This is a genomic window from Rhodococcus maanshanensis NBRC 100610 (genome assembly GCF_001894865.1).
Classification (GTDB): Bacteria; Actinomycetota; Actinomycetes; order Mycobacteriales; family Mycobacteriaceae; genus Rhodococcus_G; species Rhodococcus_G maanshanensis.
Map to the genome: position 1 here is coordinate 19,473 of NZ_BCXA01000046.1, position 20,517 is coordinate 39,989.

Genomic DNA, 20,517 nt, shown 5'->3' on the forward strand with positions numbered 1-20,517 from the left:
GTACTCACCGCGCCTACGTGGCGGCCGACATATCCGATGGTGCCGCCGCCACCTCACCGTCGCCCGGATGCCAGGCGGTTCGCGGGGCGGGCTCGGGTCGGCCGAGAGACTCCCAGCCGTCCTGCGAGGGGCGCCATCCCGAGCCGTCCCACCACTTGTGGTGGACGGCGCCGTCCGCCCCCGTCACGAACACGTCCATGCGACCGGAACGGCTGGTGACCACCGTCGGCTGACCGATGGCGGACGCGGAGGTTCCCGTGGCAGGCGCCTGGCCTGCCGGGGCCTCCACTCGCGGGAGCCCCGGTTCCGGTTCGTGCCGCTCGGTCCACAACTGCCTGCGCGCACCGTCCAGGCACGCCGTCATCCTGGCGACCTGCCCCTTGGTGAACATCACCATCCCCGCGTCGTCGGTGTAGTCCATGTAGTCCATGAACAGGTCTCCATTGGGGCCGTTGTTGCAGGTGACCCTGGGGAAGGTCGGGATGCCGCCGTTGGAACCGGCCTGGTTGGGCGTGTCGTCGACCTCGTCACTACCGCGGCAGCCGGTGCCGTCGTCACCCCAGATGTGGAAGAGGTTGAGGTAGTGACCGATCTCGTGGGTGGTGGTGCGACCGAGGTCGAACGGCGCTGCCGCTGTGCCAACCGTCCCGAAGCCGGTGTGGGTGATCACGACGCCGTCGGTCGCGACCGGGCCGCCGGGGAACTGTGCGTAGCCGAGCAGTCCGTCGGAGAGCTGGCAGACCCAGATGTTCAGGTACCGCTCGGCGGGCCAGGCGGTGGCCCCGCCGCTCTCGACGAACTTGACGCCGTCACCCTGGTCGAACGCGGCGACGTTCGTCGAGGTGCGGGTGATGCCGTTCGACGGCCGACCCAGCGGATCGGCGGTCGCGAGGAAGAACTCGAGCTGCGCGTCGCCGACCAGATCCGCGAAGACGGCGGGCACCGTCGACATATCCGCGTTGGCGGCACGGAAATCCCGATTGAGTACCTCGATCTGGCTCTGTATCTGCGCATCGGAGATGTTCTGCTCTTGGGTGTGCGCCACCACGTGCACGACGACCGGAATCCTGGCGAGGCCGCGGGCCGCGGCCGCACCGGTCGACTCCAACTCGATCGTCTGATTCTCGATCTCCGAGCGCGCGATGCGGTACGACTCCGACTCGGTCAGCAACCTGCGGTGCACCTCCATCGCTCCGCACTTGCGGCGAGTCGGCAGTCCGACACTGGGATCGTTGCTGGTCATGGCGATGAACTCCTTTGTGGGCGTTGACCTTCAGAGAATGAGGTCCTGCGGGCGGATCAGTTCCCTCGGCAGAGCGCTTGCCTCGATCCGCTCGAGCGGGTCGGCCGCGACGTACGCGTCCATGCCGAGCCCGGTCAACGCGGCGATCCGCCGGACCGGGACCTGGAAGGTGCGGTACGCGCCGAACGAGAACGACTCCTCCCCCTCCGCGAACTCCTCCAGCAGGGCCGCCTGGCTCAGCAGGTAGCCGGTGACGGACAGCTCACCGTCCTGCCTGACCATGGCCACGGCCTTCCAGAACTGCCGGGGCAGGGACACCCCGCGGTAGTGCGGGTCGTCGGCCGCAAGCACCGGCCCCGACACCACGCTGACCGCGATGTCGGCGTTGTCGGCGTTGTTCAGGATGTAATCCTCCAGCCCCAGCCAGAGTGTGCTGCCCGCGTTGAAATCGTGGTGCTGCGGAGAGCAATTGGTGAAGTGGAAGGTGTCGTCGTTCGCTGCCTTCGCGGACGGACCCCAGGCCGGATCGAGCCGGCGCACCAGGTGCCCACGGTCGAGGGGATTGTCCCGGTAGACCGCCTCGCCGGTCTGCTGGTTCGCGGGCAGCCGGGGATCGAGGATCCAGCGGTCGCCCTCGCGCCGCAGGTCCTGCGACTGCTTGCCGTCGATGTTCACCGCGGTGAACATCGCGAGCGCCCTGGTCCGGTGCATGACGACGCTGAAATGGTGGTAGCGCAACTCCGGGGAGGCGACCGCCTCCAGCGCCCCGCCGTGTTCCGGCAACGGCAGCGGTACGCGCAGGAACCCCGCGTCATAGCCACCACGGTTGCGGTAATCGGGATCGATGGAGATCGCCTCCGGCTCGGCTCCGACGGCCTGCATCGACGATCCGTCGACGGCAATCGGCGGCGATCCGCCCGTCACGGACTGCGAGGTGCCGCTTCGGGAGGCACCGACGCGCACGGTGATCTCGAGTGGAATCTGCACTGTCACCTCGCCCTCACGGGAACTCTGCCCCCGCCATGTGGCGTCGGACGTCGGCAGGTCCACCGCCGGGGTCACCCGCTCCACCCGTTCTGCGGCAGAGACCTCGTCCACGAGTCGACGCCACGCGGGCGGCAGGTCGAGGCCGCGGAGGTGCTGGAGGATCCGGCTGACCCGCACCCCCTCGTTCAGGACCCCACCGAACTCGGTGTGCGCCGGCGCGGGCACGCTCGCGTGATGCAGGGCGACGACCTCCCATTGGTCGTTGAAGACAGGAGATCCGGACGACCCCGGTTCGGTATCCGCCGAGTAGTGCAGGAACCGTTCCGGAACGTCCACGATCCGGTTCTCGCGCAGGGCGATCTGCTTCTTGGCCCCTCCTGGGTGCTGAACGATCGTGACGAAGTCACCGATGATCGACTTACCCTCCGACTCGATCAACCGGTTGAAGCCGAACGGCGCGAGCAACTCGGGCCTGCCGCGAACTGCGACGAGGGCGAAGTCCCGCTCACGATCCGCGACGAAGAAGGCTCCCGGGTCGAGCGGGAAGGTCTGCCTCGGCAGTTCCTTGCCGTCGATGCCGTCCTGGAAGTTGAACTCGACAACACTGTTGCGGGCCGTGTCCGCGTTCGGCAGCACATGATGATTGGTCAGCATCAGCGCGGGCGAGACGAGCGACCCCGTCCCGAAGCCCTGGTCGATCCCACGCCCATCGCGAATGACCACCCGACAGACGGCGCGCGACGCCGCCACACCGGCGTCGAGATACCGGACGCCGACGAAATCCGCTGTGTTGATGATCTTCTCGAGCACGACCTCGGCGCTGCCGTCGACATCGGCGACGTCACTGATCCGGTTCAGCGCCTCCTCGACCACGGTCTCCGGCGGGTCCACCGTCGGCTGTGCGGACGGCTCCTCACCGGCGTAGTAACGGCTCAGCCGGTCGAGCCGTTTCGCGATGCGCTCGGGAGTGTCCGCAGCGGCGACACCGCCGGGCTCGGACAGCACGCTCACATGCTCGCCCCGTTGCTGGGCCCGCTCTCGCGCGCGCCGCGCGGCGGCCTCGGCTTGTCGCCTGCGTTCCGTTTCGAATGTCCCCGTATACCCTGCGGCACTGCCACTTTCCTGTCCTCCCCGGGGCCGAGGAGTAACGATCGTCATCACGATTCCTTTCGACTCACGCCCCGCCGTGCCGATCTGCTCGCGGTTCGACCGGCGTCCTACCCGGCCACGGCACGGTCGCTGCGCTCGAGTACCGCCGCGATCGGCGGTCGTCGCGCCTGTCCACGGTCGTCGACCGACGGCGCGTTCTCGGCGCGAAGAAGTCCGGCGGCAGACCGTCGGCGAACCTCGACTCGAGGGGCAGGAGCTCGACCGTCGCGGGCTCGGTGCCACCCGGCAACAGCACGGCTATGTCGTTCATGGCGCTCTCCGCGTGGAACGGCCCTTGATCATGCGGGCCCACCACTCAGTCTCCCGGCGCGCGACCGATATCACATGAGTACCCGACTACTCGAATCGGCAATGCCGGGCAGGGTTGCGTGGGGCCCTCGAACGCGGTCGAATTGATTCGTGGACCCCGAGGAGCGCTTCACCGCGCTGGTCGACGAGTTCGCCGGCCTCGCGGGCGTGACGGTGCCCGAACAGTGCACCCGGCGGGGCTTCGGATCGGGTGCACTCAAGGTCAACGGCTCGATCTTCGCCATGCTCACGAGCGGCCGACTGGTGGTCAAGCTGCCGAGAGCCCGGGTGGAGGCCCTGGTCGGGAGCGGAATGGGCGGAACGTTCGAGGCCGGCAAGGGACGGCCGATGAGGGAATGGCTGACGGTCACCATGGACGACGACCGGACCTGGATCTCGCTGGCCAGGGAGGCCCTCGAGTTCGTGGGAAGCAGGCGTCCGGCACCCCGATAGGAGCGCTCAGAACCCCACAAAGTACTCCCCGCCGTAGACGGAGCGCCATCGAGGTGGCATCCTTTACTCGAGACCAGGGTTCTCGACCTGAGGATCCGGCTCGCAGTAACAGGAGTAATAACGTGGCACAAGGCACCGTGAAGTGGTTCAACGGCGAAAAGGGTTTCGGCTTCATCGAGCAGGACGGTGACGGACCCGACGTGTTCGTTCACTACTCCGAGATCCAGGGCAGCGGCTTCAAGTCCCTCGACGAGGGCCAGCGCGTGGAGTTCGAGATCGGCCAGGGCCAGAAGGGCCCCCAGGCCACCGGCGTTCGCACCGTCTAAAGCGACTCAAGTCTCCGGGCGCGCGCCACACGGCGCGACCCGTCAGACCTTCCGAAGGGCGTCTCCGTTCACGGAGGCGCCCTTCGGCGTTTCCTGGCCCGGACCGGCCCCCACCAGGGGACTTGGACAAACGTTCAATCATTTCACTCATTTTCGTCATCTCCCTGACCCGGCTGTGCTCTACTCGGATCTTTGGTCTCACCCCCCCTCTCCGAAAGACCGGGTCACCATGCCTAGCTCAACCCTGCGCCACTTTGTGGCGCCCGTCGGCGTCCTCGCCCTGACCGCCGGACTCGCCCTCATCGGCGCGCCCGCGCACGCCGGCACGGTCAACTTTCAGACCGCGTGCCAGGCCACGCCGTCGACCTCGCTCGCCGGTCCCCAGCATCAGGTTGTCGCGGCATCTGCCTCGGTGACCGCGCCCGCGACCGTTGCGCCCGGCGAGACGTTCACCTACCGGATCCAGCCGGGCCCCGGCTCCTACCCGGATTCCCAGTCCGGTGGCACCACCGCAGGACTGTCACGGCTGAAGTTCGACTTCGAGATCCCCGCGAACTCGACGTTCGTGAACGCCGTCGTGGCGGCCGGCACCGGCGCCAACCTCGGCGGGGTCGCCCCGAACGTGCTTCGCGTGAGCACCTCCGGCACCGTCGACGCCGCCGGCCCGATCCTGCGCCTCTCCGGCGACAACCAGACCATCGGCAACGGCCCGTCCGCGAGCGGCAACAGCGAGGGCGGCATCACCGCCCCCAAGCTGAAGAAGAACCTCGACGGCACCAGCAACTCCGGCGGCAACAGCGTCTTCCAGCTGCCCGCCGTCGACGTGACGATCGTGGCGGGCGCCGCGGGCACCATCACCCCGAAGCTGCGGGTGAGCGGGAACGCCGCCGGATACAACAGCGACGAGAACTACAGCACCTCCCTCGCCAAGGCCAGCGCCCCGTTCGTCGGCACCGTGTGGGCACCCACCCGCTGCGTGCCCAAGGACAGCAGCGGTGGCGCGCTCAACGCCGGCGGCGGACCGCTGGCCACCGTCAACGTCGTCGCGGCCGCCGTGGCCACCGCCACGACCGTGACCGCGCCCGCCACCGCGACCACGGGGACCGCGATCGACCTCACCGCGGCCGTCGCGCCCGCCCCGAGCGGCGGCACGGTCCAGTTCAAGGACGGCGACACCAACATCGGCGCGCCGGTCAACCTCGCAGGCGGCAACGCCACCCGCAGCCACACCTTTGCCACCGCGGGCGCCCACTCCATCACCGCGGTCTACAGCGGCACGACCGGCTTCACCGGCTCCACCTCCGCGGTCGCGACCGTCGATGTCCAGGGCCCGGCCCCCGTCGACGTCGCCACCGCCGCCACCCTGACCATCCCCGCCACCGCGACCACGGGCTCCGCCGTCGGCCTGTCCGCGACGATCGCGCCCGCCCCGACGGGTGGCACCGTCCAGTTCAAGGCCGACAACACCCCGATCGGCGCGCCCGTCGAGGTCGTGGGCGGCGTGGCCACCCTGGCGCACACCTTCACCACCACCGGACACCGCAACATCAGCGCCTCCTACTCGGGCAGCGCCGGATTCCTGGCGTCGAACTCCGCCTCGCAGACCATCGACGTGAACGCCCCCGCTCCCACCGACGCGGCAACGGCGACCAAGGTGACCGCGCTGAGCACGGCGACCGTCAACACGCCGATCGACCTCTCCGCGACGGTCACCCCCTCCCCTGCCGGCGGCACTGTCCAGTTCATGGACGGCACCACCGCGATCGGTGGACCCGTGACCGTGGTGAACGGCGCCGCGATCCTGTCGCACACCTTCACCTCGGCCGGCGAGCACAGCATCACCGCCGTCTACAGCGGGGCGCCGGGATTCGTGGCCTCCACGTCCTCACCCTTCGCGGTGACCGCCTCGGCCGCAGGGACCCCGGGCGGCAGCGGATCCGCCGGCAGCCCGTTCGGTTCCTGATCACACCCCCTAGACCCACCCCCTCAGGAGTTGTTTTGACATCCCCCACCCCCCTGCGCCGCGGTGCGGCGGCCCTCGCGGCCGCCGGATTGACCGCGGGCGCACTGCTACTGGCCACCCCGGCCTCCGCGGCGCCGACCACCACCGGCTTCGACGCCGCGTGCTGGGGCAAGTTCAAGAGCCTGCTGGACAACACCCACAAGTCCATCAGCACCGGCGTGACCGTCGAGGCACCGGCAAGCGTCGTCACCGGCGAGACCTTCACGTACCGCCTTCAGCCCGACACGATGACGCTGGCGCGCAACGGCGAGAACCTCCGCATCCGTTCGAGCGTGTCCAGGATCAAGTTCGACTACGAGATCCCCGCGGGCGCCCAGTTCGTCTCTGCCACCGTGGTTCCCGGCACCGGCGTCAACCTCGCCGGGTCGGCGCCGACGGTCACCCGGGTGGCCGAGAACGGTAGCCCCTCCGCCACGGGCACGATCCTGCGCCTGTCCGGCAACAACGAGACCGTCGGCAACGGACCCGCCACCAACGACGGCGCCGAGGGCGGCATCGTCGTGAACGCGGGCTCCGGCGACACCTCGTACCGACTGCCTGCGATCGAGGTCACGGCCGTGGCGGGCCCGGCCGGATCCGTGGTCACGCCGAAGCTCCGCACCACCGGGGCGGCGGCGAACTACAAGGCCGACGAGAACTTCTTCACCTCTCTTGTCCGCGAGAAGGACCCGGTGTTCTCGGTGTCCTACTGGTCCGCCACCCGGTGCGTGCCGAAGAACGGCACCGACCCCGGCAGCGGCGTCCCGCTCAACGCGGGCGCAGGCCCGCTGGCCACGATCAACGTGACCGCCCCGCCGGACGCGACGACCACCACCGCGGTCGCCGCGCCTGCGACCGCGAACACCGGCGCGGCCGTTGATCTCACGGCCACCGTCAGCCCCGCCCCCGCGGGCGGCACTGTCCAGTTCAAGGACGGCGACGACAACATCGGCGGACCGGTCGCCCTCAGCGGCGCCACCGCCACCCTGAGCCACACCTTCACAGCCGCGGGCGCGCACGCCATCACCGCGGTCTACAGCGGCGCACCCGGGTTCGCGCCCTCGACTTCGGCGCCGCGCTCGGTCGAGGTCAGCGTCGCCACCGTCGACACGACCACCGTGCTGACCACGCCCACCCACGCGAAGACCGGGGTGTCGGTCGGCCTGGCCGCGACCGTCGCGCCCGCGCCGAACGGCGGGACGGTGCAGTTCCTCGACGGGGGCGCCCCGATCGGCGCCCCGGTGACCGTCGCGGGGGGTGTGGCCACTCTGGCGCACACCTTCGACTCCGCGGGCAACCACTCGATCACCGCCTCGTTCAGCGGTGCGCCCGGTTCCGCCCCCTCGACGGCGGCGGCCAAGACCATCACGGTCTCCGTCCCGGCGCCGAACGAGACGGCCACCAGCACCACGCTGGACGCCCCGACCCCGGCCACCCAGAACCAGGCCGTGACGCTCACCGCCACCGTGGCGCCGAGCCAGGCGGGTGGCACCGTGCAGTTCTTCGACGGTGTCACCGCGATCGGCGCCCCGGTGCCGGTTGCCAACGGCACCGCGACGCTGTCGCATGCCTTCGGCGCCGTCGGCGCGCACGGCATCACCGCCGTCTACAGCGGTGCGGCGGGATTCCTGGGCTCCACCTCGGACGCGCACGTGGTCAACGTGACCGCAGTTGGCACCCCCGGCGGCGGTAGCGGCTCGGCGGGCAGCATCTTCGGCTCCTGATCGAACCGCTCGCCCCACGGCGGGTGCGTCGCCTTTCGGTGACGCACCCGCCGTTTCTCGTCCTGCGGGCCTGTTCGCGGCCCTGCCGATGCGCCGCCCCGGGAGAAAAATGGCGATTTGATGCCAGATTCGGGGCGCGTAACCTATCATCTGAGGCTTTTGGCGCTGGTGGCGCTACTCGTCGCCCGGCACCACGCCGAACAATCACGAAGATTGGAGCAGAGATGCGTATCTTTCGTGCGTTTGTAGGAGCGGTCGCCGGGGCGATCGTCCTGGTTCTGGCGCTATCTCTTCAGGCGCCCTTGGCTTCCGCTCAGGCCGAGTGCATGAGAATGCCGTACTTCACGCCGTTCGGATATGCCAACTTCGATTTCCCCCCGCGAATCGTCGGGCTGCTGAACCAAAACGAGATCGCGGTCGAAGGCATCACGCCGTTCCAGGCCAAGCCCGCGAAGACCGGCCTTTATCTGCCGATCGGCTCGCACACCAACTATGTCGACGCGTGCATGGGTGTGTACTACCCCGGCGGGCCGCGGTTCGTCGGCAAGACCGGGAACTCTGTTTCGGTCGAGAACATCTGGCTGCGGATGGACGGCGCCTACGGGACCGTGAAGGTCAACGGGGTCGCCCAGGGCGAGAGGATGGTGGCCACCTACAACATGGGCGAGATGATGCCGACGCTCATGACGCCGCACGGTGGCGGGATCGGCCCCACGTACTGGCCGTTCCGCTTCACCCCATATTTCGCACAGGCCTTCAACGAGACCGCCGGTGCCAACCTCGTCACGGCCGGTGAGGTGTTCGCCAACCTCGACGCCGTCGGGAAGTTCGCGCCCTGATCTGACCCGAAGCAGATGACTTCTGGTCCTGACCACCGGCAGGGAGCGACGGACCGAAAAGGGGCACCCCCAACACGAATTCGCGCGAGGATGCCCCCTGCCGGGCGCGGGGTGTGCCCCCGCCTCGATCAGCTCTCGGCCAGCGCAGGCATCTTGACGACCTGGCCGGCGTAGGACAGGCCGGCGCCGAATCCGAGCAGCAGCGCGGTCGCGCCGGGCTGAACCTGACCGGTGCGCAGCATCTTCTCCATGGCGAGCGGGATCGACGCAGCCGAGGTGTTGCCGGTCTCGATGATGTCGTCCGCGACAGGAACGCCCTCGGGCAGGTCGATCGACCGGACGATCACGTCATTGATACGCAGGTTCGCCTGGTGCGGCACGAACGCGTCGATTTGGTCGATCCGCAGGCCTGCGCGGTCCAGAACCGTCTTGGCGATCTTGCCCATCTCGAATGCAGCCCACCGGAAGACGGCGGTGCCCTCCATGATGATCCAGGGGCGCTTCTGCGCAGGGTTCTGCGCGAAGCCGACCCAGTCCGGCTCCTGCCGGATCGAGCGGCCCTGCGCGCCGTCGGAGCCCCACACCGTCGAGCTGATGCCGACCTCGTCGGAGACGCCGACCACCACAGCGCCCGCACCGTCACCGAAGATGGCCCGCACCGAGCGGTCGGTGGGCTCGGTCGAGTCCGTCATGCGGTCCACCCCGACCACCAGCACCTTGTTCGCGGTGCCCGCCCGGACCAGGTCCGAGGCCACTCCCAGGGCGTAGCAGAAGCCTGCGCACCCGGCGGCGACGTCGAAGGCCGAGGGGCCGCCTGCGCCGAGCATGTCGGCGAGGATCGCCGCGCCCTGCGGCGTCTGCATCGGGTAGGTCGACGTGGCCAGGATGACCACGTCGAGCTCGGCCGGCTCGACTCCCGCGGCCGCGAGCGCGGACCGGGCCGCCGACTCGGACATGTCCAGCACGGACTCCTCCGGGTAGGCCTTCGCGAACCGCCGCTCCTTGATCCCCGTGCGCGACTGGATCCACTCGTCGGTCGAGTCGATCGACTGGCAGATCTCCTCGTTCGTCACCACGCGCTCGGGTCGGTGCACCCCGAGTCCGAGCATGGCGGTGTTACGGATTTCGGTGGAGTTCGCGATCACTGCACCCATGGTCTATCTCCTCTTGCTCAAAGTTCCGCTTCGGGATGCTCGGGCGAAACCCACGAACTCTCCTCGCTCGACACCGTAGCGCCCAAACCAACTGGACGGTGATACAGCCCACAATGGTGATGCAGTACACAACCGCTCACATGGGCGTCCGATCAGCTCAGTACCCCCAGCGAGCCGCCACGTCCGGGTGCGCGCGCACCCTGCTCTTCCACGCGTTCGCGCCGTAGGTGTCGAAGATGGGGTTACCCGGGTCGGTGCTGACCCCGCGCGCCCGGCCGGCCAGCTCCGCGGGCAGCGTCAGCACCGGCACCACCGCGTCGAGCGCGGGGTTGAAGAAGTAGGGCACCGAGATCCGCTCGGGCGATCCGGGCGGCGAGAGCACCCGATGCCTGGTTGCCCTCAGGTATCCCGCGGTGGCCACCTCGAGCAGTTCGCCGATGTTGACGATGAAGGCCCCCGGCATCGGCGGGGCGTCGATCCAACCACCGTCGCGTCCCTCCACCTGCAATCCACTCGACCCCGGCTCGACCAGCAGCAGGGTGAGCACGCCCGAATCCTTGTGTGCACCAACACCCTGGTCACTCTCTTGGTCCGCCACCTCGCCGACCCGATGACCGGGATAGCGCACCACCTTGATCAGGGTCGCCGGGTCCGTCGCGAACGCCGGATCGAACACGTCGGCACTCGCACCCAGCGAGACCGCCCACTCCCGCAACAGTTCCAGGCCGAGCCGCGACAGTTCGGCGTCCCAGCGGATGATGGTCTCCCGCAGCTCGGGCAACACCTTCGGCCAGCGGTTCGGCCCCTGCAGATTCCAGTACCCGACCGCATCGGGGATCGCCGCGCGCTCGGGCCCGATGTCGATCTGCTCCCGCCAGTCGGTGCGCCCCTCGGTGAGTTCACCACCGAGCCGGGTGTAGCCGCGGAAATGCGGGCTACCGAGCATCTCGATCGACATCTTCTCCTCGACCGGCAGCGCGAAGAATCTGTGGGCCACATCGAGGACCTCGTCGATCAGCGCCCTCGGCACGCCGTGCCCGGTCAGGTAGAAGAAACCGAGCTCGTGCGTCGCGCGGCGCAACGCCAGTCGCCCCCGCGCACTGGTCAGTTCGCCGAAGTCGACCACCGGCAACATGAATACAGGGTATCCCCGTGAATCCCTGCAATCCGGGCCATTCATTACTAGGATCTACCTGGCGTGCGCTTCGCCGCTCACGCCACGGGAACTGGTGTCCATGACCAACAGTCGCGGTGAACGTCGATGGGGTGGTGTGATCGTGGGAACTTCCAAGAGATTCGTGCAGGTCTCGGCAATCGGAGCGGCGGCGCTGCTCCTGCTGGCCGGTCCCGCCTCGGCCGATCCGAACACAGTGAACCCGATCCCGGGACTCAACGGGACGAACGGGCTGCCGGTACTGAACGGCCGATCCTCGGCCGTCGCCCAGGCCACGGGCCTGCTCAGCCCCAATCGAACCCAGGACGCCAACGTCCTCGGCACCGACCTCGGCATCATGTGGGACAACGGAAACGGCGAGGTGCTCACCGCGTTCGGCGATTCGGCCGGGCTCGGCATCCCGAACCTCTTGAACGGAAGCCTCTGGTCGTGGCGGAGCAACACCCTCTTCCGCAGCGCCGATCGAAATCTCGCCGACGGCATGAGCTTTGACAGCTCACCGCGCGATTTCCTCGGCCAGGCCAAGGAACTGATCCCCAGCCCGAAGATCCCGTACGTGGAGATCAGCAGGATCCCGACCGCCGGTGTCGCGGTGGACGGCGTGCAGTACATGTCGCTGATGTCGGTCAGGAACTGGGGCGAGCCGGGCCGGTGGGACACCAACTACTCGGGCCTCGCGTTCTCCACCGACAACGGGGAGAACTGGACCGTCGCCCCCGAGACCAACCGCCCCGCCACCGACGGCAATCGGAACTTCCAGATGAGTGCCTTCGTCAAGGACGGCGGCTTCGTCTACCAGTACGGCACCCCGCCGGGCCGCGGTGGACTCGTACATCTGGCCCGGGTGCCGGAGAAGCAGATCCGCGACCTCGGCGCCTACGAGTACTGGAACGGACACGAGTGGAAGAAGGGTGACCCGAACGCGGCCGCACCCATCGTGTTCGGCGGTGTCGCCGAGCTGTCCGTGCAGTACAACCAGTTCCTCGGCCAGTACCTGATGCTCACCACCGACAACTTCAACTCCGTGGTGATGCGGCGCTCACCGACACCCACCGGCCCCTGGAGCCCCCCGGAGGTACTGCTCGACGCCCGTGAGCTGCCGACCGCCTACGGGGCGTACATCCATCCCTGGTCCACCGGCCCCGATCTGTACTACCTCACCACCGTGCACTCCAACTACAACGTACTGTTGATGCGCACCACCCTCAATCGGTGAACGCAGGCCGGCAGCGCACCGCTACCGTCACCGCAATGGACGCAGAGGACTGGAACGAGAAGTACGCAGGCACGGACCTGGTCTGGGGTGCGCCTGCCAACGCGGTGGTGATGGAGTTCGCCACCTCCCTGCCCACGGGACGGGCCCTGGATCTCGCGTGCGGCGAGGGCCGAAATGCGTTGTGGCTGGCCACTCGTGGCTGGCAGGTCACCGCGGTGGACTTCTCCTCGGTGGCACTCGAGAAGGGGGCGAGGGCCGCCGCACCACTGCCGCGGTCCGTGCGCGAACGACTCGAGTGGATGCACGGCGATGTGACGAAGATCGAATTCCAGCAGGAGTATGACCTTGTTCTCGTCGTTTACCTGCATCTTTCGCCGAATCAGCGGCCAGAACTGCTGCGTCGGGCCGCGGCCGCGCTCCGGCCGGGCGGCACGCTGATGGTCCTCGGGCACGACGCCGCCAACATCTCCGAGGGCGTTGGCGGGCCACAGGACATCGAGATCCTATACACCCCAACGAAGCTGGTCGACGAGCTGGGCGACGCGGTGATCCCGACGGTCGCGGAGCGGCGGTACCGACACACCGATACCGGCACCGCGATCGATGCACTGGTCGTGGGAAGGCGGCCCTCTCTTGGCAGCTAACTGAATGCCGAGTAATATCGGCTAAGTTACCGACGAGTAGCTACTTGGGCGGTACTTGACACAGCTAGACCGCACCGTCTCACCGGGAGAAAAAGACATGGGCCATTACAAGAGCAACGTCCGTGACCTGGAGTTCAACCTCTTCGAGGTACTCGGTCTCGAGAAGCCGCTGAGCGAGGGCGCCTGGGGCGACCTGGACGCGGACACGATCCGCACCATGCTCGGCGAGGTTGCCAAGCTGGCCGAGGGCCCGCTCGCCGAGGCGTTCGCCGACGCGGACCGCAACCCTCCCGTCTTCGACCCCGAGACCCACACGCTGGCGCTGCCCGAGTCGTTCAAGGCCTCCTTCAAGGCCATGTGGGACGGCGAGTGGTACCGGATGGGCCTGCAGGAGGAGATTGGCGGCGTCGCCGCTCCCCGCACCGTGGTCTGGGCCATCGCCGAGATGCTGCTCGGCGCACAGCCCGCCGCCTTCATGTACGCCGCTGGCCCGTCGTTCGCCGGTGTGCTGTTCGAGAACGGCACCGACGAGCAGAAGAAGTGGGCCGAGACCTGCGTCGAGCGCGGCTGGGGCGCCACCATGGTGCTGACCGAGCCGGACGCCGGCTCGGACGTCGGCGCAGGCCGCACCAAGGCGATCAAGCAGGACGACGGCAGCTGGCACATCGAGGGCGTCAAGCGGTTCATCACCTCGGCGGTCTCCGACGACCTGTTCGAGAACATCTTCCACCTGGTCCTGGCCCGCCCCGAGGGCGCGGGACCGGGCACCAAGGGCCTGAGCCTGTTCTTCGTGCCTGCCACCCACTTCGATTTCGAGAAGAACGAGCTGGGCGAGCGCAACGGCGCCTTCGTCACCGGCGTCGAGCACAAGATGGGCCTCAAGGCCTCCGCGACCTGTGAGGTCACCTTCGGCGGCCACGGCATCCCCGCCAAGGGCTGGCTGGTCGGCGAGGTCCACAACGGCATCGCCCAGATGTTCGACGTCATCGAGCACGCCCGCATGATGGTCGGCACCAAGGCCATCTCCACCCTCTCGACCGGCTACCTCAACGCGCTGGCGTACGCCAAGGAGCGCGTGCAGGGTGCCGACCTGACCCAGATGACCGACAAGGCCGCGCCGCGCGTGACCATCACCCACCACCCGGACGTCCGCCGCGCGCTCGCGATGCAGAAGGCGTACGCGGAGGGCCTGCGCTCGGTGTACCTCTACACCGCCGCGCACCAGGACGAGGTCGTGGCCAAGCAGGTCTCCGGCGCCGACAAGGACCTGGCGTTCCGCGTCAACGACCTGCTGCTCCCGATCGTCAAGGGCGTCGGCTCCGAGCGGGCCTACCAGTACCTGACGGACAGCCTGCAGACCCTCGGCGGCTCGGGCTTCCTGCAGGACTACCCGATCGAGCAGTACATCCGCGACGCGAAGATCGACTCGCTGTACGAGGGCACCACCGCGATCCAGGCGCAGGACTTCTTCTTCCGCAAGATCGCTCGCGACCGTGGCGTCGCCCTGGCCCACGTGGCGGGCGAGGTCAAGAAGTTCATCGAGCGCGAGGACGCCGACAACCGCCTCAAGTCGGAGCGTGCACTGCTCGCCACCGCGCTCGAGGACGTCCAGACGATGGCCGCGACCCTGACCGGCTACCTGATGGGCGCGCAGGAGCAGACCACCGAGCTGTACAAGGTCGGCCTCGGTTCCGTGCGCTTCCTGATGTCCGTCGGCGACCTGCTCATCGGCTGGCGTCTGCTGGAGCAGGCCGAGATCGCCATCAAGGCGCTCGACGCCGGTGCCGCCGACAAGGACAAGGCGTTCTACGAGGGCAAGGTCGCCACCGCGTCCTTCTTCGCGAAGAACGTGCTGCCCGAGCTGACCGCGAGCCGCGCCATCATCGCGGCCACCGACAACGACATCATGGAGCTCGACGAAGCCGCGTTCTGATCGGCACGAGCTCGACCGGGCCCACGGGCCCGAACCGGATCAACGGCGATGCCGCACATCGACACGGTGTGCGGCATCGCCGTTTTCCGTACCGGAGGAACCGCGGCCACCTCGGCCCGGATCAGGTATTGACAACATGCGTTGTCATCCTGCATGTTGACCATGGCCCGCGAGCAGATCTGCGGCACCGGGATACTCCGAACGAAGGGCGCATCGTGACGAAGAGTCTGTCGGCTACGACTGGATCAGGTGCACCGCGACGGTTCATGCGGGATCCGATCGCCGCGCGCAGGGTGGCGGCACCCCTGCGCCTGCTCGTCGGCTCGGCGCCGGACCCCAGCGTCGGCGAACGCGACCGGCTCGGCCGGGCGCTGATGGAACGCGACGAACCGGGCGACGCGCTGGTCCGGGCGATCCGCGAGGACCACATCGTGTCCATGCCGATGTTCCGCCAGGCCCTCGACCGCGGCATCGACTCGATCCCCGATCCGCCGGAGCAGCTGCGGGAGTTCTTCGAGATGCTGACCCGGACCCCCGACTGGGTGGACGAGGCGAAGCTGGCGCACGGCGCACGGGTGCTGCGCAGGGTGGGCCTCGACGCTTCCCTTGTCCTCGGCTACGGCTCACTTCTGGGCGGCTACAACAACTCCGGGCCGCTGCCGCTGTTGATGGCGTCGGGCAAACTCACCGGCGAGCAGACGCTGCACCGGGTCTCCGAGACCAGCGTGTGGTGGCGCGGGGTCACCGCGCCCGGCGGACTCGACCGTTTCGGCGAGGGCTGGAAGCTCACCGTGCACGTGCGGGCGATGCACGCGTTCCTCAACTACCAGCACGAGCACGACCCCGCGTGGCGCAGCGATCTGCGCGGACTGCCGATCAACCAGTTCGACCAGGCGGGCACCCTCGGACTGTTCTCGACCACCTTCCTCATCCACACCCGGGTCCTCGGCATGCGCTACACCAGGGCCGACGCCGAGGCCGCGATGCACCTGTGGTGTTACGTCGGCTGGTTGATGGGCGTGGACGAGCACTGGCTGCCGTTCACCGAGGCCGACGGCCGGCGGATGATCTATCACATCGGGATCGCATCCCCGGCCGCGGACGCGAACAGCCTCGCGCTGGCGAAGTCACTGATCGATTCACCGAAGTTGATCCACCACAAGAACTTCCAGCGGATCCGTCGCACCTACGACTACGAGCGCGGACTGAGCCTGGCCACCACGCTGCTCGGTCCCGCGGGGGTGCGTGCGCTCCGGGTGCCGATGCGGCCGCCGTGGTACCCGGTGTGGCGGGCCGCCGCGAACACCGCCAAGCATCGCGTCATCGCCCGGCTACCCGGCGGACAGCGCTGGGTCGATGCCCGCGCGGAACGCCAGCTGGAGCACGCCCACCGACGGCTGCTCGGCGGCGAGCGACCGCCGATCGGACAGATCGCCCACTCGGCCTGAGCCGCCGCTCCCCGAACCGCTACTCACACTTGACGATGGGCACCGGGTCGTACTTGACGGTGCGGGTGTCGCGCGAGATCTCCTGTCCGGTGGCGTGATCGGTGATCACCCTGGTGTCGCTGGTGGTGAAGCCCTTCGCGCCGCTCGAGGCGATGCAGCCCGGTCCCTTGGGCAGGGTCACGGTGTTCGGGTCGGTGGGTGCGGACCGCTCCCCGGGGATGGATTGCACGTCCACCGTCTTGGTTCCCCAGAGCCGTACCGTCACATCGGATCCGGTCCCGAAGGCCTGGATCAGCACACCGGTCGGCGAGTCGTTCTTGAACTTCAGGTCGATCGCACCCTCGAACACGGTGGCCTCCCTGGCCGCGGGGTACCGGGAGATGTAGTAGCTGTGCTCGGTGTGGCCCGCGTCTTCCATGCCAGCGAAGTAGGCGGCGTTGTAGAGCGTGGTGGCGAGCTGGCTGATGCCACCGCCGACCGCCTTCGCGGGACGGCCGTTGTTGATCACCCCGGACTCGACGTAGCCCTCCGCCGATCCACGCGGACCGGTATGCCCGTTGAGCGAGAACGTCTCCCCCGGTTTGACCACGGCGCCGTTGATCTCGCTCGCCGCCAAACGGATGTTGACCCCTGAGGCGTACTCGAAGCCGCCACTGGTGAACTCGCCGATGACCTGCCGGATGCCGAGCTTGTCCGCGGCGGCCGTGGTCAGTGCGGGCGGCTTCTGCTCGTAGACCGCGGCCGTGGTGCGCGGTCCCGTCTGCGCAAGCAGCGCGGGCAGCTGCTCGAGGGTCTTGCGCCACTCGACCAGGTCGCCGGTGACCGCGGGCACCACCGTCGGCGCGCCCCCGGTCAGGCTGAAGGTCGCGTCCTTGGGCTGCACCTCGGTACCTGCGAGTTGCGGCGCGAGCAGCCCGATCGCCGCGTCGACGTTGTACTGCGGGGTGAGTCCACCGTTCCCGTCGGGGGCGAAGGTGAGCACGCCGCCGACCTGGTCCCGACGCAACACCGCGGACTTGTTGTCCCTACCGGTCACCACGAGATCCGCCGCCACGGCCGGGACCGCGACCTCGCTCATCGCCCGGTCCACGCCGTCCTGCCCCACCGAGACGGGCACCACGCTCACGGGCAGGTCCACACCGTCGCCGTTCGCCCAGTTCTCCGCGAAGGCGGTCTCAGCGGCCTGTCCGTCGAGATTCTGGCCCTGCCGGGGCGTGACGGCGATCGGTGTCGCCCCCTCGAACACGACGTTGCCCTCGAGCGGCGCACGGTCGGTCTGCAGCCGGATCCCGTCGATCGCCTCGGTAAGCTTCACCGGGTCGGTTGTGGTGACGACGCCGATCTCACGCTCGGAGAACAGCGAGGTCAACCGCGTGACGGGGTTCAGCGGCTGGGAACCGGCCCGGTCCAGCGTGGCCGACCAGTCGACGGCGAGACCCGCCTCGCTCGGCACGATGTCGGTCTGCACCTCGCCTGCCTGCACCGGGACCGGCTGGTCGACCCTCGGTCCGATCTGCGCGCGCAGCTTCGCCTCCGCGTCGGCAGTGCTCAGCCCACCGACATCGACCCCGGCCACCGTGACGCCCCGCGGGACCGAATCGCCAGACAGGACGTAGTCCGCCCCGTAGGCGACGAGCCCGACCGCGGCCAGCGCCGCGGCGCCGATCGCGATCTTGACGAGCGGGGATCGGCCCGGTGACCCGGGCTGCGGCGCCCCTTGGCCGTCCTGCGGACCCGTCGGCGGTCCCACCGGCGGGACGGGCGGGGGTCCGGGGGCGGCGGGATCCGGCGGCGCTGCGGCCGCGGTGGTCGCGCCGGGCACGTCGCTGTAGGCCTGCGCCTGCGCCGGGAAGGACTCGGACGACGCATCCGCGGGCTGATCGGAGCGCACGACGGGAATGATCGTCGTCGCGGCCTCGTCTGGGCCGCCGTCACCCTGGTCTACCTGCGTCTGGTGTGGGCGCTCGATCCGCGCTGTCGGGACCTCGGATTCCTTGGCCTGGTCGACGACGATGCGAACCGTCTCGGAGCGATCGGCGTCGCCGACGGAATGGCCGGGCACCTTCCCGCCATCTTCGGTCGGGGGTGCGACATGCCCGTTCGCATGCCTACCGCTCCCGCCGTTACCGTCCGTCACCCTGGCCCCTCCTACCGAATTGTCGCTGGGCCAACCGCCTGTTATCCGAGGTCCAGACTAACGCGGCGCGCGTGGGGGCGCCGATTCGTCGAGTCGCCGGACCCGGGAACCGACTGATTCCAGGCGAGGTGATCGCCGGACAGCGCGGCGGCCTCACCACGAATGATTCGGCCCCTCGGGAACTTTGGCGCAAATGTTGGTCGGGCGTCCAATCAGGCGGACACCCACACGCGGAAATGGGTAGTCCCGCGCTGCAACCGGGTCGGGGGTCAGGCTGCAACGCGGGACTACACGGGTATCGAGCGACGTCGAGATCCCGTTACAACCATTGTCAGAAATCTTCTCGGACATCCCAGGATTCGGGATGGGGCCGCGTCACCTGCGCAAATCGCACCACGACCGGATCCCTTCTCCGCGAGCACCTTTGCCAACGAGACCACACGGCCCCTTCAGTGGCGGATGTCACGGGCGGAGCAGAACGTCCAGACCGCGCTGGAAGTCCGCCACCCGCCGCTCGAGGGCGTGATGGCCACCGTTGACGACCTCGGACACCCGAACGATTCCCGCGGAGTCGGCGACCTGATTGAGGTCCCTCGACGTCCAGTACCAGACGGCGGTGTTGAACGCGTTCTCCGGCGCCTCGAGAAGCTCGGGATGCGCGACGAAGTCGACACCCGTGAACTGGCTCACACTCTCGTAGTTGTGGCGGCCGGTGATCTGGATGGCGCCGCGACCCTTGTAGCGCTCTCCGTCGCCCGCCTGGGTGTTCCCGAGGTCCGCTCGACCCTCGTAGGCGCGACCGGACGCGTACTCCTCGAAGGTACGGAACGAGTCGGATTCGACGGCGAGCTGCGCGATGAACGCCGCCTGCCGGACGGGGTTGTCGATTCCGCCGCGCGCCATCGCCGCGTTCAGTGGCGCGATGTACTCCGCGATCTTCTCCGCCGGCATGCCGGGCACGATGCGCGCCAGGTCGTCAGGAGTGACGGCGAGCGGCGCAGGGGCGGGCGGCGGCGGCGCAGGCGCAGGGGCGGGCTCAGCGGCCGGCTCGGCCGGCGCCGGCTCCGCCGCGGCAGGAGCCACGGCCCGAGGGGGCGCGGACGCGTCGAGGGGGCCGTAGAACCCGGCCGGGACAGCGGTGGCGGCGTTGGCGACACCACCGGGTCCGGCAACTGCGGCGCCGGTGGCGATCAGGGTTGCGGCAGCAAGGGCGACGCCGAAATGGCGCGATCGTGAAACATGCAAGGGTCGTGCTCCAAGATTCGACCGAATGGTGATCGGCCTCCGAACGGTGCCGCGGGCACTCCCCAGAGAACGTCGCCGTCCCTGTCAAGTCACCGTCACGCAGCAATTAGGTCACAACCAGGTAACGTCCCAGGTAACCCAGATTTCAACCAATTGCGATGAGCGTCACAATTGACATAGCGGTGTGTCGGGTTGACATTCCCCGCCGGCCGGGGTGCCACTCGGCCGGCTCGGCGCGGCGGCCTTCTTCACCGAAACCTCGGGCAGTCGGCAGCGTCCGAAACGAACGGGTCGACGCCGGACATTTCCCAGTATCGGCTTGCTGCAATGAGATTCGCTCATATCATCGCGTTGATCGGGCACTGCCGAGGGCCGAAATCCCCGGCTCCCACACATGACGGCGAGATCGTGGCCGGCGTCGTCACCCGGCCGGTACGCAGCCGGCCGCCTCGACGTCCCCGCAGCGGCGGGGCGGTCGGTTTGTGTCCCACACAACACCGGCGAACGGGCCGCGCGCCGCCCGCTGTCGACACG

16 protein-coding genes are annotated in these 20,517 nt (G+C 68.7%); 9 read left to right on the top strand and 7 right to left on the bottom strand.

Features of this window, described 5'->3' with window-relative positions; genetic code table 11:
* Positions 1 to 13: 13 nt before the first annotated feature.
* From RM1_RS20720 to RM1_RS20730, 3 genes are read right to left on the bottom strand one after another with little or no spacing between them, the layout of a single operon-like run.
* On the bottom strand, positions 14 to 1,243 hold the full coding sequence (locus RM1_RS20720; RefSeq protein WP_083576873.1) for a zinc metalloprotease: 1,230 nt from the start codon (positions 1,241 to 1,243) through the stop codon (positions 14 to 16).
* 30 nt (positions 1,244 to 1,273) lie between these two features.
* Entirely contained in the window at positions 1,274 to 3,388 is a 2,115-nt protein-coding gene (locus RM1_RS20725; RefSeq protein WP_072753584.1) for a DNA/RNA non-specific endonuclease, read from the bottom strand.
* Positions 3,389 to 3,404: 16 nt separating this feature from the next.
* Entirely contained in the window at positions 3,405 to 3,650 is a 246-nt protein-coding gene (locus RM1_RS20730; RefSeq protein ID WP_072753585.1) for a hypothetical protein, read from the bottom strand.
* 149 nt (positions 3,651 to 3,799) lie between these two features.
* Here RM1_RS20730 and RM1_RS20735 point away from each other — a divergent pair, with 149 nt between their 5' ends.
* From RM1_RS20735 to RM1_RS20755, 5 genes are all read left to right on the top strand, one after another.
* Positions 3,800 to 4,141 carry a hypothetical protein gene (locus RM1_RS20735; protein ID WP_072753586.1) on the top strand — a complete coding sequence of 114 codons (342 nt, stop codon included), beginning with the start codon at positions 3,800 to 3,802 and terminating at the stop codon, positions 4,139 to 4,141.
* Positions 4,142 to 4,263: 122 nt separating this feature from the next.
* On the top strand, positions 4,264 to 4,467 hold the full coding sequence (locus RM1_RS20740; RefSeq protein ID WP_027502787.1) for a cold-shock protein: 204 nt from the start codon (positions 4,264 to 4,266) through the stop codon (positions 4,465 to 4,467).
* Between the two features lie 229 nt (positions 4,468 to 4,696).
* Positions 4,697 to 6,430 carry an Ig-like domain-containing protein gene (locus tag RM1_RS20745; protein ID WP_072753587.1) on the top strand — a complete coding sequence of 578 codons (1,734 nt, stop codon included), beginning with the start codon at positions 4,697 to 4,699 and terminating at the stop codon, positions 6,428 to 6,430.
* Positions 6,431 to 6,465: 35 nt separating this feature from the next.
* Positions 6,466 to 8,193: an Ig-like domain-containing protein gene (locus tag RM1_RS20750; RefSeq protein WP_072753588.1), complete on the top strand. Its 1,728-nt coding sequence runs from the start codon at positions 6,466 to 6,468 to the stop codon at positions 8,191 to 8,193.
* A gap of 326 nt (positions 8,194 to 8,519) precedes the next feature.
* Positions 8,520 to 9,032 (top strand): hypothetical protein, encoded by a 513-nt coding sequence (locus RM1_RS20755; RefSeq protein WP_245816522.1) that lies wholly within the window; start codon positions 8,520 to 8,522, stop codon positions 9,030 to 9,032.
* A gap of 128 nt (positions 9,033 to 9,160) precedes the next feature.
* Here the strand turns inward: RM1_RS20755 and RM1_RS20760 are convergent, their stop codons facing one another.
* Both RM1_RS20760 and RM1_RS20765 read right to left on the bottom strand, forming a co-directional pair.
* The gene (locus tag RM1_RS20760) at positions 9,161 to 10,186 is read right to left on the bottom strand and encodes a beta-ketoacyl-ACP synthase III (protein WP_072753590.1); all 1,026 of its coding nucleotides are present in this window, start codon (positions 10,184 to 10,186) and stop codon (positions 9,161 to 9,163) included.
* A gap of 157 nt (positions 10,187 to 10,343) precedes the next feature.
* The gene (locus RM1_RS20765) at positions 10,344 to 11,321 is read right to left on the bottom strand and encodes an isopenicillin N synthase family dioxygenase (RefSeq protein ID WP_072753591.1); all 978 of its coding nucleotides are present in this window, start codon (positions 11,319 to 11,321) and stop codon (positions 10,344 to 10,346) included.
* A 142-nt stretch (positions 11,322 to 11,463) separates the two neighbouring features.
* Between RM1_RS20765 and RM1_RS20770 the strand changes: the two genes are divergently transcribed.
* The 4 genes from RM1_RS20770 (at position 11,464) to RM1_RS20785 (ending at position 16,601) form a co-directional block, all read left to right on the top strand.
* Positions 11,464 to 12,576 (top strand): glycoside hydrolase family 183 protein, encoded by a 1,113-nt coding sequence (locus RM1_RS20770; RefSeq protein WP_072753610.1) that lies wholly within the window; start codon positions 11,464 to 11,466, stop codon positions 12,574 to 12,576.
* Positions 12,577 to 12,611: 35 nt separating this feature from the next.
* Positions 12,612 to 13,220 (top strand): class I SAM-dependent methyltransferase, encoded by a 609-nt coding sequence (locus RM1_RS20775; protein WP_072753611.1) that lies wholly within the window; start codon positions 12,612 to 12,614, stop codon positions 13,218 to 13,220.
* A 97-nt stretch (positions 13,221 to 13,317) separates the two neighbouring features.
* Complete coding sequence (locus RM1_RS20780) at positions 13,318 to 15,153, top strand: acyl-CoA dehydrogenase (RefSeq protein WP_072753592.1); 1,836 nt, start codon at positions 13,318 to 13,320, stop codon at positions 15,151 to 15,153.
* A 266-nt stretch (positions 15,154 to 15,419) separates the two neighbouring features.
* Positions 15,420 to 16,601, top strand: coding sequence for an oxygenase MpaB family protein (locus RM1_RS20785; RefSeq protein WP_072753593.1), 1,182 nt, complete (start codon positions 15,420 to 15,422; stop codon positions 16,599 to 16,601).
* 19 nt (positions 16,602 to 16,620) lie between these two features.
* Here RM1_RS20785 and RM1_RS20790 read toward each other — a convergent pair whose 3' ends face one another.
* Both RM1_RS20790 and RM1_RS20795 read right to left on the bottom strand, forming a co-directional pair.
* Complete coding sequence (locus tag RM1_RS20790) at positions 16,621 to 18,738, bottom strand: VanW family protein (protein WP_083576875.1); 2,118 nt, start codon at positions 18,736 to 18,738, stop codon at positions 16,621 to 16,623.
* 462 nt (positions 18,739 to 19,200) lie between these two features.
* Entirely contained in the window at positions 19,201 to 19,983 is a 783-nt protein-coding gene (locus RM1_RS20795; protein WP_072753595.1) for a glycoside hydrolase family 19 protein, read from the bottom strand.
* Positions 19,984 to 20,517 lie beyond the last annotated feature (534 nt).

What these genes read in the sequence shown, in the direction of transcription:
- RM1_RS20780 (WP_072753592.1), top strand. Translation starts at nt 13,318, where the DNA reads ATGGGCCATTACAAGAGCAACGTCCGTGACCTGGAGTTCAACCTCTTC.
- RM1_RS20775 (WP_072753611.1), top strand. Translation starts at nt 12,612, where the DNA reads ATGGACGCAGAGGACTGGAACGAGAAGTACGCAGGCACGGACCTGGTC.
- RM1_RS20765 (WP_072753591.1), bottom strand. Translation starts at nt 11,321, where the DNA reads ATGTTGCCGGTGGTCGACTTCGGCGAACTGACCAGTGCGCGGGGGCGA.
- RM1_RS20730 (WP_072753585.1), bottom strand. Translation starts at nt 3,650, where the DNA reads ATGAACGACATAGCCGTGCTGTTGCCGGGTGGCACCGAGCCCGCGACG.
- RM1_RS20725 (WP_072753584.1), bottom strand. Translation starts at nt 3,388, where the DNA reads ATGACGATCGTTACTCCTCGGCCCCGGGGAGGACAGGAAAGTGGCAGT.
- RM1_RS20755 (WP_245816522.1), top strand. Translation starts at nt 8,520, where the DNA reads ATGAGAATGCCGTACTTCACGCCGTTCGGATATGCCAACTTCGATTTC.
- RM1_RS20760 (WP_072753590.1), bottom strand. Translation starts at nt 10,186, where the DNA reads ATGGGTGCAGTGATCGCGAACTCCACCGAAATCCGTAACACCGCCATG.
- RM1_RS20720 (WP_083576873.1), bottom strand. Translation starts at nt 1,243, where the DNA reads ATGACCAGCAACGATCCCAGTGTCGGACTGCCGACTCGCCGCAAGTGC.
- RM1_RS20745 (WP_072753587.1), top strand. Translation starts at nt 4,697, where the DNA reads ATGCCTAGCTCAACCCTGCGCCACTTTGTGGCGCCCGTCGGCGTCCTC.
- RM1_RS20785 (WP_072753593.1), top strand. Translation starts at nt 15,420, where the DNA reads ATGCGGGATCCGATCGCCGCGCGCAGGGTGGCGGCACCCCTGCGCCTG.